This window comes from Flavobacterium salmonis, from assembly GCF_903819435.1.
Classification (GTDB): Bacteria; Bacteroidota; Bacteroidia; order Flavobacteriales; family Flavobacteriaceae; genus Flavobacterium; species Flavobacterium chungangense.
Genome location: NZ_CAIJDP010000068.1, coordinates 364,242 through 381,993 on the forward strand (window position 1 = coordinate 364,242; position 17,752 = coordinate 381,993).

At 31.4% G+C, this 17,752-nt stretch carries 19 protein-coding genes; 1 reads left to right on the forward strand and 18 read right to left on the reverse strand.

Annotated features, from left to right (window positions below; genetic code table 11):
* Positions 1-163: 163 nt before the first annotated feature.
* The 9 genes from FLACHUCJ7_RS11680 to FLACHUCJ7_RS11720 all read right to left on the reverse strand — a co-directional run bounded on the left by FLACHUCJ7_RS11680 (position 164) and on the right by FLACHUCJ7_RS11720 (position 6,854).
* Positions 164-316: a DUF4295 domain-containing protein gene (locus FLACHUCJ7_RS11680; RefSeq protein ID WP_072961632.1), complete on the reverse strand. Its 153-nt coding sequence runs from the start codon at positions 314-316 to the stop codon at positions 164-166.
* Positions 317-386: 70 nt separating this feature from the next.
* Entirely contained in the window at positions 387-569 is a 183-nt protein-coding gene (rpmG, locus tag FLACHUCJ7_RS11685) for a 50S ribosomal protein L33 (protein WP_017495179.1), read from the reverse strand.
* Positions 570-596: 27 nt separating this feature from the next.
* A complete protein-coding gene (rpmB, locus tag FLACHUCJ7_RS11690; protein ID WP_008468080.1) occupies positions 597-833 on the reverse strand; it encodes a 50S ribosomal protein L28 in 237 nt (78 codons plus the stop codon).
* A gap of 74 nt (positions 834-907) precedes the next feature.
* A complete protein-coding gene (locus FLACHUCJ7_RS11695) occupies positions 908-2,158 on the reverse strand; it encodes a competence/damage-inducible protein A (protein ID WP_180909022.1) in 1,251 nt (416 codons plus the stop codon).
* Between the two features lie 194 nt (positions 2,159-2,352).
* Entirely contained in the window at positions 2,353-2,700 is a 348-nt protein-coding gene (locus FLACHUCJ7_RS11700) for an Hpt domain-containing protein (RefSeq protein ID WP_078226131.1), read from the reverse strand.
* On the reverse strand, positions 2,700-3,311 hold the full coding sequence (locus FLACHUCJ7_RS11705; RefSeq protein ID WP_078226130.1) for a fumarylacetoacetate hydrolase family protein: 612 nt from the start codon (positions 3,309-3,311) through the stop codon (positions 2,700-2,702). The genes FLACHUCJ7_RS11700 and FLACHUCJ7_RS11705 overlap by 1 nt, the downstream gene beginning before the upstream one ends.
* A 45-nt stretch (positions 3,312-3,356) precedes the next feature.
* Positions 3,357-4,127, reverse strand: coding sequence for a 3'-5' exonuclease (locus FLACHUCJ7_RS11710; RefSeq protein ID WP_031456099.1), 771 nt, complete (start codon positions 4,125-4,127; stop codon positions 3,357-3,359).
* A 169-nt stretch (positions 4,128-4,296) separates the two neighbouring features.
* On the reverse strand, positions 4,297-5,607 hold the full coding sequence (locus FLACHUCJ7_RS11715) for a dihydrolipoamide acetyltransferase family protein (protein WP_078226128.1): 1,311 nt from the start codon (positions 5,605-5,607) through the stop codon (positions 4,297-4,299).
* Between the two features lie 83 nt (positions 5,608-5,690).
* On the reverse strand, positions 5,691-6,854 hold the full coding sequence (locus FLACHUCJ7_RS11720) for a glycosyltransferase family 2 protein (protein ID WP_180909023.1): 1,164 nt from the start codon (positions 6,852-6,854) through the stop codon (positions 5,691-5,693).
* Between the two features lie 260 nt (positions 6,855-7,114).
* Between FLACHUCJ7_RS11720 and FLACHUCJ7_RS11725 the strand changes: the two genes are divergently transcribed.
* Positions 7,115-7,852: a tyrosine-protein phosphatase gene (locus tag FLACHUCJ7_RS11725; RefSeq protein WP_180909024.1), complete on the forward strand. Its 738-nt coding sequence runs from the start codon at positions 7,115-7,117 to the stop codon at positions 7,850-7,852.
* Between the two features lie 72 nt (positions 7,853-7,924).
* On the opposite strand, the gene FLACHUCJ7_RS11730 is transcribed toward FLACHUCJ7_RS11725, so the two are convergent.
* The 9 genes from FLACHUCJ7_RS11730 to FLACHUCJ7_RS11770 form a co-directional block, all read right to left on the reverse strand.
* Positions 7,925-10,315, reverse strand: a complete 2,391-nt coding sequence (locus tag FLACHUCJ7_RS11730; protein WP_180909025.1) for a GumC family protein — start codon at positions 10,313-10,315, stop codon at positions 7,925-7,927.
* A 19-nt stretch (positions 10,316-10,334) separates the two neighbouring features.
* Positions 10,335-11,120: a polysaccharide biosynthesis/export family protein gene (locus FLACHUCJ7_RS11735; protein WP_230408814.1), complete on the reverse strand. Its 786-nt coding sequence runs from the start codon at positions 11,118-11,120 to the stop codon at positions 10,335-10,337.
* Between the two features lie 253 nt (positions 11,121-11,373).
* A complete protein-coding gene (locus tag FLACHUCJ7_RS11740; protein WP_180909026.1) occupies positions 11,374-12,294 on the reverse strand; it encodes an NAD-dependent epimerase/dehydratase family protein in 921 nt (306 codons plus the stop codon).
* The gene (locus FLACHUCJ7_RS11745; RefSeq protein WP_180909027.1) at positions 12,291-13,034 is read right to left on the reverse strand and encodes a glycosyltransferase family 2 protein; all 744 of its coding nucleotides are present in this window, start codon (positions 13,032-13,034) and stop codon (positions 12,291-12,293) included. The genes FLACHUCJ7_RS11740 and FLACHUCJ7_RS11745 overlap by 4 nt, the downstream gene beginning before the upstream one ends.
* Before the next feature lie 11 nt (positions 13,035-13,045).
* Entirely contained in the window at positions 13,046-13,966 is a 921-nt protein-coding gene (locus tag FLACHUCJ7_RS11750; RefSeq protein ID WP_180909094.1) for a glycosyltransferase family 2 protein, read from the reverse strand.
* Positions 13,959-14,519, reverse strand: a complete 561-nt coding sequence (locus FLACHUCJ7_RS11755) for a DapH/DapD/GlmU-related protein (protein ID WP_180909028.1) — start codon at positions 14,517-14,519, stop codon at positions 13,959-13,961. Before FLACHUCJ7_RS11755 ends, FLACHUCJ7_RS11750 begins: the two co-directional genes overlap by 8 nt.
* A 2-nt stretch (positions 14,520-14,521) precedes the next feature.
* The gene (locus FLACHUCJ7_RS11760) at positions 14,522-15,667 is read right to left on the reverse strand and encodes a glycosyltransferase (protein ID WP_180909029.1); all 1,146 of its coding nucleotides are present in this window, start codon (positions 15,665-15,667) and stop codon (positions 14,522-14,524) included.
* A 9-nt stretch (positions 15,668-15,676) separates the two neighbouring features.
* Positions 15,677-16,783, reverse strand: coding sequence for a glycosyltransferase family 4 protein (locus FLACHUCJ7_RS11765; protein WP_180909030.1), 1,107 nt, complete (start codon positions 16,781-16,783; stop codon positions 15,677-15,679).
* The gene (locus tag FLACHUCJ7_RS11770) at positions 16,776-17,750 is read right to left on the reverse strand and encodes a glycosyltransferase (RefSeq protein ID WP_180909031.1); all 975 of its coding nucleotides are present in this window, start codon (positions 17,748-17,750) and stop codon (positions 16,776-16,778) included. The genes FLACHUCJ7_RS11765 and FLACHUCJ7_RS11770 overlap by 8 nt, the downstream gene beginning before the upstream one ends.
* Between the last annotated feature and the right edge of the window lie 2 nt (positions 17,751-17,752).

Sequence of the window (17,752 nt, forward strand, 5' to 3'; positions counted from 1 at the left end):
ATCATTTTCCAAACTTCTTCAGACAGGAAAAGACAGATTAATGGTAGGAAACCATAATTAAAACAAGGGCTAATGCCTGGCTTTCTCTAAATTTAAGACAAATATAAAAATAAAAAAGCTACTTTCGGAGTGAAAGTAGCTTTTCTATATACTGTAATTGTAATTATTTCTTTTTCAAGAAAGTATCAACTTCTTCAGGAGCCATAATAGATTCTACGAATGTATATGCACCAGTTTTTGGAGATTTCACCATTTTGATGGCTTTTGATAATCTCTTAGAAGCTGTTTGTAACGATGCTACGGTTTTCTTTGCCATGATTCAAATGTTATTGAAATTAATAAAAAAACAAATGACTGGATTTGAAATTTTATTAAACCTCTAATTATTACTTAATTTCTTTGTGAACTGTTACTCTTTTCAAGATTGGATTAAATTTTTTAATCTCTAATCTGTCCGGAGTATTTTTTTTGTTCTTTGTTGTAATGTATCTTGAAGTACCTGCAACACCAGAAGTCTTGTGTTCAGTACATTCTAAAATTACCTGGATTCTATTACCTTTCTTTGCCATCTTGCTATATATTTATTTAGGAAAAGATTATTTGATAAATCCTTCTGACTGTGCTTTTTTCAAAACAGCAGTGATTCCATTTTTATTAATTGTTTTTATCGTAGATGCTGCTACTCTAAGAGTAATCCATCTATCTTCTTCTGGAAGATAAAAACGCTTTTTAACTAAGTTTACAGAAAACTTTCTCTTAGTTTTGTTCATAGCGTGAGAAACGTTATTTCCTACCATCGCTCTTTTACCTGTAAGGTCACAAACTCTTGACATTATACTTATCTTTTATCGTTATTCAAAATCAGGGTGCAAAGAAAAGAAAAATAAACGATTGTAGCAAAAAAATATTACACAATTTTCAAAATTTCTTTTTGCAATATTTCCAAACTCTTAATCGTGGCTCTATCTATCACTTTTTCACGCGGTTGTCCGAAGTTAAATTCTTCTGTAATCACACCATTTGGGGTAGCTAAAGCAATGAAAACAGTCCCGATTTCAGCGTCCGAGTCACCTTTTGAAGGTCCCGCATTACCTGTTGTCGCGATTGCATAATCGGTCTTAAGCATCTCTTTCACTTTCAGGGCCATAGCCGATGCGACTTGCGTACTCACCACCGAATACTGATCAACTAAATCCTGTGAAAGACCGAGAACATTGACTTTCGTTTCACTTGCATAGGAAACAATACTGCCTTTAAAATAAGCTGACGAACCCGGCACAGCTGACAAAAGTGAAGCAATCCTTCCTCCGGTACAACTTTCAGCAGTTGAAATAGTTTTATTTTCTTTCGAAAGGAGCTTCCCTATTACCGTTTCGATTGTTTCGTTTTCTTCGTAACCTACTATTATATCATGAATTATCGCATCTAATGACTTAACGTTATCCTGTATTGCTTTTTCCAGCTCCTCTTTATCAGTTCCTCTTGCGGTTAAACGCAAACGTACACGGCCAGGATTCGGCAGGTAGGCTAGCTTGATAAAATCCGGCAAATTATTTTCCCAGTTTTCGATACGTTCTGCAACTAAACTCTCGCCTTGTCCATAAGTCAAAATAGTTTTATGAATTATATATGGACGCTTATATTCACGAACTATTTTCGGAATTATTTCTTCTTCGACCAAATATTTCATTTCGTAAGGAACTCCAGGAAGAGACACAAACACCGTATTCTCCTTTTTCATCCACATTCCTGGCGCAGTACCAACCTGATTATGCAGTATTGTACAAGTTGAAGGAACCAGCGCCTGATCTTTATTCATTTGAGTGATTGGCCTTTTAAAATAACCCTCTATTAACTGGGTTACATGCTCCAAAACTTCCGGATTCACAACAAGTTCATCATCAAAATATTCGCAAAAAGTCTTTTTAGTCACATCATCCTTTGTTGGACCTAATCCTCCCGTAACAATTACTATATCAACCTTATTTTGGAACTTTGCAAAAGCATCTAAAATATGTTTCTTATTATCACTGATCGAAATCATCTCAACAATTTCAACTCCAATTCTATCAAGTGATTTGGCAATAAAGCCTGAATTTGTATCTACAATCTGACCAATTAAAATTTCATCTCCAATTGTAATAATAGTTGCCTTCATATTTATAAGATATTTTACTTACAAAAAGTTATTTAAAAAAGAAGCTCTCTAGCTAGATTTGCATGAGATATAGAAACGACATCCTTAATTGTCAAAGAATAATACCCAATTAAATATTTTCTTTCAAAACAAAAGAAACAGTGAGTAACCCTACCTGATTTTTCAGTCTATGTAAAAGGCAAAATAGATAAGCCTTAATTAAGATCAAAGTCTTTCTTAATTTCTTTAATAGCATCATTGACCTGTTTTCTGATACTTTTAAAAGTTTCTACAATTTCTTTCTTTTTGCCTCCTGCCTTCGTCCATGCTTCAACTTGCAAAATTTCCTCAAAAGCTACATTTAACCCCATTAAATCAAGGGTAGGTTTGATCTTATGCGCATAAGAATAGGCATGTTTGTGATCTTTTTTCTTAATACCTTCTTTTATCTGTTTTAAATCTTCCGGCACTTCAGTAACAAACAACCTTAGAATCTCTTTTACAAATTCTGAATCATTGTCTGAAAGCGCATATACTTTTGATAAATTGTATTTTAATGCCATTATTTTACTTGTATTCTGAATAATTTTTTATCTTCTAAAAAGCCTTCTAAAACATCATTTGGCTTAACTGCCGCTACTCCAGCAGGAGTTCCCGTAAATATAATATCACCAATTTTTAGTGTAAAATACTGTGATACATACGAAATAAGCTCGTCTATTTTCCATAGCATGAGAGCTGTATTGCCTTTTTGAACTGTTTTAGCGTTATTTGTCAATTCAAAATTAATATTTTCAACGGAACTAAAAAGTGTCTTCGGTAAAAAATCCCCAATTACTGCCGATCCGTCAAAAGCTTTTGCTTTTTCCCATGGCAAACCTTTTTCTTTTAATTTCGTTTGTAAATCACGAGCCGTAAAATCAATACCTACACTTATTTCGTCGTAATATTTATGTGCAAATTTAGGCTCAATATACTTTCCTACTTTATTAATTTTTACAATAATCTCGATTTCATGATGAATATCTTCTGAAAATTCAGGAATAACAAACGGATGCTGTTTTAATAAAACCGCAGAGTCCGGTTTCATAAAAACAACAGGCTCTGAAGGTCTTTCATTTTTTAATTCTTCAATATGATTGGTGTAATTTCTACCGATGCAGATTATTTTCATTTTTTCTAAAGTTACCAAGAAACTAAAACACTAAGTCAATAAGAACTATTTAGTATTTAACTTTCTTAATTTAATTGCCGTCAAAACTTTTTTTGTATACAAAGGAAAATCAGCGTTTTGGATCCAGCTGAAATATCCCGGTTCGGTTTCTAATACCTTCTCAACTTTCGCTCCTTTGTGTTTTCCGAAAGTAAAGATTTCTTCGTTATCTTTATCAAAGGCAATCATTCCGGCAAAATCAGCAATTTTTTTACGTGTTGTAAACTCCGACAATACTTTTATATCATTTTCAAGTTCAGGATAGCGGTCTAACTGCGCTTTTAAAATCTCATAAGTTGCCATTGTATCTGCTTCTGCTGAATGTGCATTCTCTAAACTTTTACCGCAATAAAATTTTAAAGCAGCACTTAAGGTACGCTCTTCCATTTTATGAAAAATAGTCTGCACATCTACAGAAACTTTATTTTTCATATCAAAATCAACACCTGCCCTAAGCAATTCTTCTGCCAACAAAGGAATATCAAAACGATCTGAATTAAAACCTCCTAAATCGCTGTCCTTAATCATATTGTACACTTGCGGTGCTAATTCACGAAATGTTGGCTCATTAGCTACTTTTTCATCTGTGATTCCATGAACATCTGTCGTTTGCGGAGGAATTGGAATTGTTGGATTCACTAACCAGGTTTTACTTTCTTTATTACCGTTTGGAAAAACTTTAAATATTGAAATTTCCACGATCCTGTCTTTCCCGATATCTATTCCAGTGGTTTCTAAATCGAAAAAGCAGATTGGCCTGGTAAGTTTGAGTTCCATTTTTTTATTTTTTTTTGAATTTACAAATGTAATTTTTAAAGACGAATTATCACAAACTTATCTCTCAAAACAACTGTTAAAATTATTTTTTAGAAAGTTTACACTTATAAAACGAAAAAATCCGGCAAAATTCAAAACTCTGCCGGATTAAATATTATAAATGTATTATTTAGAAATCCCGATCCAAATCAAAAGCCTCTAAATATTCAGCTACACGCTTCACAAAGCTTCCACCTAAAGCACCATCAACCACTCTGTGATCATATGAATGCGATAAAAACATTTTTTGACGAATCCCTATAAAATCACCATCAGGCGTTTCAATAACCGCAGGTACTTTACGAATTGCTCCTAAAGCAAGGATTCCAACCTGTGGCTGATTGATTATTGGAGTGCCAAAAACACTTCCAAAAGTACCAACATTCGTCACTGTATATGTCCCTCCCTGGGTATCATCCGGTTTTAATTTTCCGGTTTTTGCACGATTTGCCAAATCATTTACAGCTTTTGCCATTCCGACGAGGTTCAATTGATCTGCATTTTTAATAACAGGAACAATTAGGTTTCCGTTTGGCAAAGCAGCAGCCATTCCTAAATTTATATTTTTCTTTTTAATGATATAATCACCTTCAACAGAAATATTGATTCCCGGAAAATCTTTTATCGCTTTTGCAACTGCCTCCATAAAAATAGGAGTATACGTAAGTTTTTCACCTTCTCTTTTTTCGAAAGCCGCTTTAACCTTATCTCTCCATTTTACAATATTGGTCACATCTACCTCTATAAAAGACTGAACATGAGCAGAAGTTTGAAGCGAAGCCACCATGTAACCTGAGATAAGCTTACGCATTCTATCCATTTCAATTACTTCATCCTCTCCGTTTACAGAAACCGGAACTACTTGTTGACTTTTTTGAACCGTCGGTTGTATTGATTTTGGAGCAAGAGCAACTTTTACCTCCTCAACATCTGGTTTACGGTTCTCAATATATTTTAAAATATCTTCTTTTGTAACTCGCCCCTCTTTTCCTGAACCCGGAATACTTTCCAATTCAGAAAGAGAAATACCTTCTTCTTTAGCAATGTTTTTTACTAACGGCGAAAAGAATTTATCCGAATTAGAGAAAACCTGAGGAGCTAAAACAGCTTCTTTTACTACATCGATTGTTTTTTCAATCTCAACTGCTTCAGCAGGAATGACAACTTCTTCTACAGACTCAACCTCTGATACACCATCACTTTCTGTTTCAATAATCGCTATAACTTGACCAACCTGAACCAGATCATCTTTATCAAATAATTGCTCGATCAAAACTCCTGACACTTCACTTGGCACTTCACTATCAACCTTATCTGTTGCAATCTCAAGCACCGCTTCATCAGCTTCAATTTTGTCTCCCACTTGCTTCAACCAATTTGTAATGGTTGCTTCAGCTACACTTTCTCCCATTTTTGGAAGCCTTAATTCAAATCTTGCCATATTATTAACCTAAAAGGTGATTTCGATTTTGATATTGCGAAATTACTGAATATTTTAAATATAAATTACATAAAATATAATTTTTAATCAATTTTCACCATTTTACCACGTTCATTTTTAGAATCACTTCCAATAATAAAGTTAGCATTTTTAGGTAAAATTTTAAAAGTAATACGCTTATCTCTAAGAGTTTCTAAGATTTCGATACATTTTTTAAAAGAAACATAATGATTATCCAAAATAATTTCAACTCTTTTACCCTTTGAAACGAGGCACGAATTTACCATTTTTTCCCTTTTGAAATCCAAAAAAGAAACTTTATTTTTTAAACTCAAAGACAATTGTTCGCTCAATATTTTATTTAAAGACAAGAAAATATAGCTTTCCGGTAATAGATTTGCTTTTGGTTTTCCCTGAAACATTTTTATAAACGAAAAAAAGAGAATTCCGATTTTAATAAAAACAGAGAAAAATATCGATTTTCTGAAATGCTTTTGATAAAAAAACTCCATTGCTTCCTGAAATCTTCTCATATATTTCTCATCTTTTATGGTACTTTCTCCTTTATAGTGTATGACTGATGTTTCATGAAAATAGTAATTGCTTTTTTGTTTTTGCAAAACGGAATAGGACAAATCAATATCATCAGCATACATAAAACAATCTTCATCAAATCCGCCTGTTTCCAGATACAATTCACGTTGCATTACCATAAAAGCACCTACCAAAATATCTACTTTTCCTGTTTGGTTATCCCTTAAATGCTGTGCATAATACTGATTGAAAAGTTTTAGATTAGGGAAAATTTTATACAATCCAAAAATTTTGGTAAAAGCTACCCAGGGGGTTGGAACTCCTCGTTTGCTTTCAGGTAAAAAATTACCTGTACCGTCAATAAGTTTACATCCAATAATTCCAGGATTTGTTTGCCTTTCAGCAAAAACCAAAATTTTAGAAAATGTATCTTCGGCTACTACCGTATCAGGATTAAGAATGCAAATATATTTCCCCTTTGCTTGTTGTACACCAATATTATTTCCTTTTGGAAACCCGTAATTTTCTTTATTTTGAATAAGCTTTACCTCTGGGAACCTATTTTTAATCATCTGACAACTGTCATCATCCGAGTTGTTATCTACTACAATAATTTCTCCATCAATTACCGAAAGAGCTTCCTGAACACTTAAAACACACTGTTCTAAAAAGTAGCGCACATTATAATTAAGAATAATAACAGATAATTGCATGAAATTAAAATATTTTGGGAAAGTTAAAAATTTTCACTTCAATAAAAACGTTGTTGACCAATCGTTTTTACAATATTTAGAAAATCTTCTATAAATTCATGTTCTCTTTTTATATCATTTAATACATAAAGTAATTCCAACGGGAAGATTGCAGTGATTTAATAATTTCAGTTAAGTCAGCATAAGGGTTTTAAAAACAAAATAAATCTTTATGCTCTTTACTCTTAATATTTCTACCAATTTTATTTATTTTTGCTACTATGCTATCATTCTTAAAACAAAAACCATACTTAAAAGATCTTTTATCGGATAATTTTATCGATATCCATTCCCATCTACTGCCCGGAATTGACGATGGTGCAAAAACGATCACTGACACTGTACGATTAATAAAGGCGCTTAAAAAGATCGGAATTTCACAATTTGTTACCACACCCCATATTAGCCATTACATATGGAATAATTCTCCTAAAGCAGTTTGTGATAATCATTACGAAACCACACTATTGTTATCTGAAAATAATATCAAAGACCCTTTTAAGGCAGCAGCAGAATACTTTATGGACGATTGGTTTGAAAAGCATTTTAAAACAGAAAAACTTCTTCCTCTAAAAGACAATTATGTATTAGTAGAAATGTCTTACATGAATGCTCCAATACAATTGTATAAAATACTGTTCGATTTGCAAGTTGCAGGATACATACCGGTTTTAGCGCATCCGGAACGATATTTATTTTATCACAAAAACTTTAATGAATACGAAAGGTTAAAAAAAGCAGGCTGCTTGTTTCAATTAAATCTACTAGCTGTTGTAGGCTATTATGGTGAAGAGATCGCTAAAATTTCTGAACAATTATTAAAAAAAGGCATGTATGATTTTGTAGGCACCGATGCACATCATGATAACCATATAGCAGCATTTGAACAAAGAATAAAAGTCAATTCACTTGATGCATTAAAAAAAATCATATCTAACAATCAGTTTTTTAAATTTTAACTCTCGTTAAAAAAAATAACTTTCATAAAAAAAGTCCAAATGCTGGACTTTTTTTATGAAAACTCATTAAGTTTAACTTGGATTTTTGATTTTTTTAAACCAGGATTTACTCTCTGATTTAACCCCGTATCCATAACCGTATCCGTACCCTTTCGTTGAATCAGTATCATTAAGTACCAAACACATATTTGGTAATTTCTTTTCCCTGTAAAAAGTGTTTGCGATAGACAACATGCGCTTCTCTAAAACATTCGCACGCATTACATATACAAAAGTATCGGCATTTTTTGCAACCAATAATGTATCAGCAACTAAACTTACAGGAGCAGTATCAACAATAATATAATCGTACTCTTTTTTTACCATTTCGAAAAGCTTATCAACATTTTTACTCATCAGCAATTCCGCCGGATTTGGAGGAATTACACCGGAAGGTAATATATAGAAATTTTCATAATCATTATGCTTAATAATGTATTTGTTGATATCAATATCATTTGAAGACAAATAATTAGTCAATCCCAAATTAGGCATTGCGAAATAATCCATAAATTTAGGATTTCTAATATCCATACCTATTAGCAAAACTTTTCTTCCTGAGAGCGCAAATGTAGCAGCAAGATTTACAGATACCAAGGTTTTTCCTTCTGCTGGAAAAGTAGAGGTTACAAAAATTGTTTTTGCTCTGCCCTCCGGTACATTTGTTAACATAAATTCAAGATTTGTCCTGACAATTCGTATCGCTTCAGCTGAACTTGTCCTGCTCTCTGTTTTGATCAATTCATTAGCATTTTCAGAGGTTGGAATATCCCCAATAAAAGGTATATGGGTTTTTCCTTCCAAATCCAATCTGCTTTTGATTTTGGTATCTAATAAATCATATCCATATATAATTCCAAAAGGAATTAAAAATCCAATTAACAATCCGGCAAGGTAAATCATTCTTTTCTTAGGACTTACCGGGACTTTATTCGCTTTAGCAGCATCTATTATGCGGGCATTAGGTTCCGTAGCCGCTAATGAAATAGCGGTTTCTTCCCGTTTTTGTAATAAATACAAATATAATTCTTCTTTTACTTTTTGCTGCCTGGCAATTACCCTGAACTGACGTTCCTGTACTGGAATTTTACCTATTTTACCATCAAGTATCCTTTCCTGACTCTTTAAATCACGATTTTGAATTTGCAAATTCGACTGCATTCTTTTTAAGCTAGTTGCAACATTTGCTTTCAAAGATGAAATTTGTTGATCTAATTTTATTACCGATGGATTTTCATTTGTAGCCGATTTCAAAATTCGATTACGATCCAGAACTAATTGATTGTAAGCCGTAATCAATCCTCCTGCATCTCCAGCTTCAGTTATGATATTAGTGGGAAGTAAATCAGCATTAGTACTTTTTTTAATAAAATCAAGCAAAGACGAAACCACATTCAATTGAATTTCAGTTTCAACTCCTTTTTTATCATATTCATTTGATCCTTCAATAAAAAGTTTGGCTTCTGATTCAATATCTGTTAATTGATTTGATTTTTTAAAACTTTCTACATCCTGTTCTACACCATCTAATTCCTGTGTAATTAATGCCAGACGCTCACCAATAAATTTAGACGTGTTTTCAGAAATAAAATTTTTATCCTGAGCTGCATCTTCATTATAAATCTGAATCATATTATTCAAAAAATCTTCTGCTTTTTTTTGGACAGGGTCCGTTATGGATACGTTAACTATACTACTCGTTTTACTTATTGGTTCTACTTTTAATCTATTTCTAAAACTTGCCGCGACATTTTCAATCGGATTAATTATAATTTGAATTGTTTTATGCTTTACAATATTATTTTTCTTATAAAATGCTGTTTTACCAATCATCAATGTTCCTAAGCGAGTAGGTATCCTTTCATTAAATCTAAACTCCTTTTTGGATGACAAAATAGTTTTATCTACTGCAATTCCATCTGTTATTGCATTCTCTAAAGAAAAATCACCATTAGGTAATAAATCCAATTTTAAAATTATGTTTGCTTCATCAAATAATTCTGTTTTATTGATAAAATAAACATTGATAGGTTCTCCTCCATAAATATCACGATCTACAACGTTACCTTCAACCAGAAGGCTGATATTCATATTGAGTTTCTTTACTGTGGACTCTACTAAAGTTCTTGATTTTAAAATTTCAATCTCATTGTCAACATTATTTACAGAACTACCCCCCAATCCTAAATCTGAAAAAACAGATAATTCAGAAAGCATACCTCCTTTTTTTTCATCTTTTACTAAGATAGAGGTACTCGCTTCATAAATTGGAGTAGTGTATCTTAAATATAAAAACGCAAAAACCAAACAAAGAAATCCACTTAAAACAAACCATTTCCAGTGAATTAAATACTTATCTAACTGTTCCCGAAGATTTATTTCATTAATTTCATCTTCTGTACCTTCATTATAAAAATCTTGCATTTGTCTTAATTTATCAGTTTTATTTAAAAAGTAGAACAGAAAGCGATATTAAGATAGAAATCGCCGATATAATGACAGATGTATTAGGACCTACAGCTGCAGCATTTATCTTAGTCTTATTAGGTTCTACATACACCACATCGTTTTGTGTCAGATAATAAAAAGGTGAATTTATAAAATCTGCTTTGGTAATATCTATTCTGTTATATGATTTTACACCGTTAGTTTCGCGAATAATCAAAATATTATCTCTTTTACCATATATAGTTAAATCTTTTGCCATACCTAAAGCTTCTACTACAGTGACTCTCTCAGAAGTGACAGAATATGTTCCTGGAAAATTAACTTCGCCTTGTAAGGAAACTTTAAAATTCATGATCCGCAAATTAATGATTGGATTTTTAATATAAACTCCTATTTTCTCTTTCAACAGCTGTAGAACTTCTGTTCTCGTTAAACCTCCTACCTTTAATTTCCCTAAAACAGGAAATTCTATGCCTCCATTTATATCAACTAAATAAGGCTGAATAGTCTGCTGGCCTGTAGATGCCATTAAATTTGCTGTATTAGGTGTTGTAACTGATACTAAATTAAAAGGCATAGCTATCTCAGGATCTTCAGCAGAAACTATAATCATCAATAAGTCATCTGGTTGAATTCTTACTTCATAGGAAGCAGTATTTGAAAGGTTGTTTATTGCATCAATATTTTGATAATATACAATATCTTTTTTGGAAGCACAGGAGAAAAACAAGAAAAAAACGAAAAGTGGAAATGTTTTTTTCATTAAATATATATATTTCATGCGGTTTGAGAGTTTAAAATTTGCAAAGATAGATAATAAGAAATAGGTTTAAAGATTTGTGAATACATTTTTATTCTTATCAAATTTCCTGCTTCTCTGTATTCATAATTAAATATTTTTTTTAGTTTTACTAAGGTAGTCCAATAAATTCTTTAAATTCTTATGCTTCAAAATAGTTATTTACAAAAAAAATATTAGATCAAAATATTATCGTCTTTAATGTTTTTGGACAAATGATAACAGACCTTTTAGTCTACATTTTAAATGAAGTAAACGTTTTCAGCAAACCATCTTTAGCACTTACAGGAAATGGCTTATTAATAGCCTGCTTAATTTTTAAGTTACATACTACAAAACTCTCTGTTAATTTATGTAGACGTTCCTGATTTAGTGGCAGATTGAGAAAATCACCTGTTCTTGCAATATTGATAATCATTTTTTTTGGAAGAGAAAGAATTCTAACTTTCTTATTTTGAGATTTAGAAATTAACGTTACTAATTCATTAGTTGAAATTGAATCATCATCTGCTACATTATAAACTCCGGAAGGAACTGCTTCCTGAATTAATAATTCTTTAATTACGAAACATAAATTTTCTATACTTAAAAAAGAACGCTGATTATCAAAAGCTCCTAAAGGCCAGGGAAAGCCTTTTTCAACCAAGCCAAATAACAAGTTTAAATTTCCTTTGTTTAACGGACCATGAATCATACAGGGACGTAAAATATACACTTTTTTAGTTTCAGGCAAATTGGCTAAAATGTAATCTTCAGCCATTCGTTTTGATTTTCCATAAACGCTTACCGGATTTGAAATGGCATCTTCTGTCAAAATTCCATCTATAGAATCTACAACCGCCTTTACAGAACTTATGTAAATAAATTGGTGAGCTTCTGACTGCAAAAACTGATCATATAATTTCTTTGTTAATTCAAAATTAACCTCATAATATTCGTTGTCATTGGATGTTTTTTTTAGATCGTGAGCTTTACCCGCAAGATGAATCATTACATCATATGCATTACTGCCTTCCAGAAAAGCTTCATAGGTTAATCCATTATATCCTTTTCTTGTAATGCCTTTCACATCAAAATCATTAGCTAAATATACACTGAGGTTCTGACCTACAAATCCGGTGATTCCTGTAATTAAAATTTGTTTGTCTATTTTCATTTCTTTAAAAATCCAATTGTTTTCCAAACAAATCGCATCCTGATTTTTAAACCTGAGAAATTGATAGCATTCATGTGAAGGGCCTTTTGGATTTCTTTGGTAATTAAATTATAGGAACTGCTGCCAGAACTACTTAAGCCACCAACTAACATAGCTGTAGTGGTTATTCCTGAATATTTCCAGCTAATTTTTCCTTTTAGAAAAAAACGAGTAATCAACTCATAATCCGCACCAATAGCAAATCCAAGTTCATAAAAACCTAACTGTGTAAACAAGGCTCTCTTAAAAAAAATGGAAGGATGCGGAGGCATATAACCAATTTTTAATTTCTCCGGATTCCAGTATTTCGAAGAATAAAGACGAACAACCTTTCCGTCTTCCTTATGCTGTATTATATTCCCTACTGATGCATCAATGCTATTATTAACATGAAAGGCTGCAATTTCTTTTAATACTGTTGTTGAGTAAAAAGTATCATCAGAATTTAAAATTCCAATAATATCTCCAGTTGCCAAAGCTATTCCTTTATTCATAGCATCATAAAGTCCTTTGTCGGGCTCAGAAATCCATTTAGTAATTTTATCTTCGTGATTTTGTATTATTTGAAGTGTAGTATCTTTTGAATTGCCATCCACTATTATATATTCGATATTTTTATAAGTTTGTTCTGCTACTGAAAGAATTGTTTTTTCAATCGTAGTAGCACTATTGTAACAAACTGTTATTATGGTAATTTTCATTTCTTTATTTATTAACCTATTTTTGTTACATCATAGCCATACTCTTTTTTGAAAAACAAAATAAGATTTTCTTTATTATAACCAGCTTTTTTATATGCCTCATAAATTTTTACATCCACTAAAAAGCGGTACCATCCACATTGAAGAATGTTCCAAATAAATCCTCTCTTCCCTTCAAAAAAACCTCCTTGCAAAACATATCTAATAAACCAAAAAAGAAGAGGTCTAACAAACAAGGGCAACATCAAATATTTTTGTTTGAACCACCTCCTGCGTTCTTCTCCATTACCAAATAAATTAGATGGTACTAATTCAGCATCTGTAAAATTATAAATCTTATCTAAAATGTCAATAGCTTCTCTGGTAGCATATCCATTATGTTTTTGAATCCACCATGTCAAATTATTTAAATTATGATCTACTAAGTCTCCTTCTAAAGATGCCGTTTCTCCCTGATTAAGCTTTATCCTTTCATCCATCCAGCGTTGTTCGCAAAAAGCAGAACCATTACGCCACAATTTTGTATGCCAAATAGGATACATTCCTCCTTTTTTTAAGGGTCTGTCAAAAAAGTACATCAACCGCTTTACTCTTATTCCATGAACATTAGCATTCATTGTTATTAGGTCTTTTTTAATATTCCTGCCTAATTCTTCAGATAAATATTCATCCGCATCTACACGTATCACCCAATCTGTTGTAATATGTCCAAACTCAATCCCCCAATTCAATTGATTGGCATGATTAGAAAATTTGTTTTGATAAAAACGTGCTCCGTTTTGAATAGCAATTTCTTTTGTTTTATCAGTTGAATAAGAGTCAATCACAACTATTTCACTACATACTCCTTTTAAAGAATCCAAACAACGTTGCAGGTGAATTTCTTCATTATAAGTTAATACAATTGCAGTAAGTGATGGGGGGTTATTCATTTTCAAATATTCTTTTTTTAATAAATTTTGCAGGATTACCACCTACAACTGTCCAAGACTCCACATCCTTATACACACAAGCCCTAGCCCCAACAACAGATCCTCGCTTAATAGTAATTCCCATACCTAAATAAGCATCAGCACCAATCCATACTTGGTCTTCGATAATTATTGGAGCATGAATTAAAGGATTCCGTGTTAAAGTAATGTCATGAGAAGCTCCACATAAATATGCTTTTTGAGAAACAGTACTATTGGCACCTATTTTTATTTTATCTACATTATAACAATCTACCTCAGGAGCCAAACAAGAATAGGCATCCATTTCTAAATTCCATGGCATATATATTCGAACAGTAGAATAAATCACTGCTTTTTTATGAATCTTAGCACCAAATAATCGTAATAAAAAGATTTTCCATGAATTACCAAAACTTCGAGGCAATGGTCTTGCAAAAATTGTCCAAATTATTGTCCATAATAATCTTGCTATTTTATTTTTTCTGCTAAAAGTATTCTTATATTGCGATAAATCTATTTTATTATTTTCCATAACTACAAATATACAAAATCAGGTTTTTCTCCTTTAAGAATAATCCACTTGTACAACTGTTTCATTTTTTTTGCAACAGCTTCAATAGAATACCTCTCTTCAATTAATTTTCTTCCATTTTTGCCCATTGTTTCTCTTTCCAAATCACTTTTCATCATTAACTCAGACAAGGCCTTTTTTAGAGGCTCTTCACCCATATCTATCCATCGGCCTGCGTTCATTTTTTCTAATTCTTCCCATGGTGTTCCTTTAGTGGTAATAACAGGAACTCCACAGCATAATGCTTCGGCAATTACTATTCCGAAGTTTTCACTATAGGTAGGCAGGACAAATATATCTGCATTTTGGTAACAGTTAACTTTTTCATTGCCAAATACTGGTCCAATGATAGTTATTTGGTCTTCCAGATTTTTTGCCTGTATTATACTATGCAAAGATTTTATGTAATTTTCTTCTCCGTTACCTACTATTTCTATAATCCAATTTTTGCGAATAACAGCATTTAAATCTCCCCAACTATTAATCAAATTCTCTATCCCTTTTTTTGGATGTATTCTGGATAGAAAAAGTATTTTTTTTAAATCTGATTTTTTAGCAAAATCTTTAATAGGATATTGATCTATTTTTATTCCGTTAGGTATATCGGCTATTGGATTCTTAAATCCTAATGCCCTTATACTTTCCAATTCCATTTTACCGGTAGCGTGCAAACAATTCGCTTTTTGTAAATCTTTATACTGAAATAACATTAAGGCAATTTTTTTCTTGAGCTTTCCCTGAGTTAAAGACCAAGGCTCAAGCATTCCTCTAACAGAAATAACATAAGGCAACTTTCTTTCTCTTGCAATTCTTGCCATTTGGTGTACTGGTTGTTGCCAAATACCATGACCATGAAACAAGTCTGTTTGAACAGAACGCAGTTTACTACACAGTCCTGATGAGTATTGTAACAATCCAGATGCATAAAATTCAATGTGCAATTTGGTATTCGAAAATTGTAAAATTAAAGGGTTTTCAGATTTAATAGTTAATAAATTAACTTCTGAAATTACTTTAATTTCTCCTAAAGCTTTAACTAAATGGGTTACACTTCTTGCAGGACCTCCTGTAGATTCGTCAATGGATGAAATACAATGTGTTATTTTCATTTAAAGTATTTAATTATTTTTTATTAACCAAGGTGCAATTGGTTTTTCAGAGATATAATATACATTTTCCACTATTTGTAAAAAATATTCTGCAGCAATTTTTCCAGATATTGATTTATCAGCCCAATTAATTATTGTGTTTCTTTTTGACTCTCCATATGGAAGCTTTTGTAAAAAACTTATCAAAATTTCTTCAAGATTATTTTTATCAATTGAAAATACTGTTCCCCTATAATCTCCGTCAATCAAAATTGATGAACCACAATTCTCACTAACTAAAACAGGTGTCCCCATTGTTAAGGCTTCATTTACTACAGCTCCCCAACCATCATATTTACTTGGTAATATTAATAAATCAGAATCTAGAATATGCTCTTTAACATTTTCATTAGAAATATTTCCTAAATAAGAAAAATTTGAATCTTTAATTAAAAATAACAATTCTTGCTTCAAAGGGCCTGAACCAATTATCAAAAAATTTTGGAAAATATCTCTGTTTTTTTTACACACAGAAACTAACTCTAATATATTTTTATTATTATCAATACTACCAACAAAAATAATATTGGGTTTTCTATCCAAAGAAATAGTTGTGCTTTCTTCTGAAATTAGCTTATTGCTTTCAGTAAAATATCCCCAATCATAAATTTTAGCTGAATGAAATCCTGTTTTTTCATAACACCATCTACCTCTATTCCCTATTACTAATAAAAAATCAATATTCTTTCCATACTTAAGTCTCAACAATAAATATTTTATGAAACGAAGTTTTCCTTTAATACCAATCCAATTAAATGGCTCTAAAATAACACCTACTTTAGCCTTTTGTTTTGTTGCTAATATAAAAACCTGTGAAGCAAGTTTGAAAGACTTAATGCCTGTAAATACGTGAATAATTTCTTTGTCACTTAACAGACTATTTATACTTTCAACCTCTGGAGATATAATTAGTAATGCTTTTCCAAAATCCGGTATCGTCCAGCCTTGCTTAATTCTTTCTGTGTTGAACTTTTTTTCTACTACTACTGTAACATGATTATTTTCTGCCAAGTTTCTTATAAAAGCAGACTGATGTATACTGAGTATATTTTGCCAAAAAACATATTTTTTAAACATCCATTAAACGATAAAATTGGTGATATTTTTCTGCTACATTTATAGGTGTGTATTTTCTAGAATTAATAAGCCCTTTTTCTACACACGTTTTGTAAAATCCTGAGTCTTCTATCAATTTATTAATTGCCTTTTTTATTTCTTTATGAGACAATGGATCAACTAATACTACTCCATCCCCACCTACTTCTATCATTGGAGATAAATAACTTGTAATCACTGGGCGCCCTATTGTTTGAGCTTCAATTATTGGCAATCCAAATCCTTCAGAAAAAGAAGCAAAATAAACAATATCACATTCTGAATATAAATCCATGACCTCGGCATTTGTAATATTTGAATAAATTTTAAAATCAATTGCATATTTTGTCATCTTTTCAATTAAATCTAAACCAGGATTTCCAATTATAGTCACTGTGCATTGTATGTCCTTTACAGATTCTACTAGTCCTAATAAATTTTTATGCCAACCAGATCCTATTTGCAAAATATTAGGTTTTCTATTTTCTATTTCCTTTTCTTTAAATTCTAAATCAAGAGATAAAGGATTTTCAATAACAAAAATTTTATCCGGATTTACTTTGAAATAATGAATTAAATCTTGTTTTACCAAGTCGCTTATAACTGTGATTTTTTTCACCCACCAAATAGGCAAAACAAACCAAATAAAGGCAAAAATATATCTTTTTAAATTTTTTTTATTGTTTTTATATGCTCCAATATCATGAATTGTGATAGTAGTTTTTTTTCTAGGCAAGAAAATCGCCAAATAATGAACGTCTCCTGTAATATGATAAAAATCTGCTTTAATTTTTTTTATCTCAAATAAACTTTTCCAAAAAGATTTATTTCTAAAGTATAATTCGGTTTCAACATTTAATTTCGACATATTTGAATTAACAGTAAGAAAAACATTTTCAATGCTATGTCCTTTCTTCTCTTTCTGCCTAAATATGTAACAAATTTTCATAT